This is a genomic window from Campylobacter concisus (assembly GCF_002092855.1).
Taxonomy (GTDB): domain Bacteria; phylum Campylobacterota; class Campylobacteria; order Campylobacterales; family Campylobacteraceae; genus Campylobacter_A; species Campylobacter_A concisus_AI.
Window position 1 is genome coordinate 1 of sequence record NZ_LVLC01000018.1, and the last position, 388, is coordinate 388.

1 protein-coding gene is annotated in these 388 nt (G+C 33.5%); it reads right to left on the reverse strand.

The features are described from left to right. Positions 1-137 precede the first annotated feature (137 nt). On the reverse strand, positions 138-388 hold a 251-nt coding region (locus tag A3223_RS06710; protein WP_441294224.1), incomplete at its 5' end, for a hypothetical protein.

The following is a 388-nucleotide window of genomic DNA, read 5'->3' on the forward strand; positions in this document are numbered from 1 at the left end:
TAAGTGCGCATTATCATGATAATGCGCACTTACACTCCAAATAAATTGGAGTTGTGCTAAAACCAAAAAACTTGTACTAGAAGTCGACTAGTCGACAACAAAAAAGGACGGATCTAGTTATCCGTCCTTTCATCACATCATTCAGTTTCTTCTAGTATTTCGCCAGTTTCTTTATCAATTTTAGGCTTACGATTATATCTATATCCCATTTGATAATTAGCGTCAAAATACAATCGAAAACCACCAGCATTGGCAGTTATTATATCATTCACATCACTCATGTTTTGAACACCATGTTCAGCACCATGAACTTCAATAAAATCAAGCAAATGTATCACATTAACTAAGTGTTCTTTTCGAATGATATTTAACAACAAATTTTTCAAGC